Below are 295 nucleotides of genomic sequence, written 5' to 3' on the forward strand. Positions count from 1 at the left end.
GTTGTACGAGGGTGTCGCCGCCCATTGTGAGTGCGATCTGCGCTGCTTGAGCGGTGACGAGCAGCGCAATCTGCGTCGATACTTTCGCCGCGAAGTAGACGTTTCCCGCTATGACCGCATCGTGTTTTTCTTGCGCTTCAAGCAGGAGATCCGTCAGGTCGGATTTATTCGCGCCATCCCCAATCTGGTGATTCTGGAGCACGACGCCTATCAGAATTACATTCCCTGCAAGTACACCGGCAAGTTCAGTGCGCACTATCGCCGGTTGCCGTGGGCACGCGTGATCAGTTCCGGT

1 protein-coding gene is annotated in these 295 nt (G+C 56.6%); it reads left to right on the forward strand.

Features of this window, described 5'->3' with window-relative positions; all coding sequences use genetic code 11:
• Positions 1 to 46: 46 nt before the first annotated feature.
• On the forward strand, positions 47 to 295 hold a 249-nt coding region (locus AAEY83_RS13890; RefSeq protein ID WP_502945176.1), incomplete at its 3' end, for a hypothetical protein.

It is taken from the genome of Psychrobacter sp. TB20-MNA-CIBAN-0197 (genome assembly GCF_040309765.1).
GTDB lineage: Bacteria > Pseudomonadota > Gammaproteobacteria > Pseudomonadales > Moraxellaceae > Psychrobacter > Psychrobacter submarinus.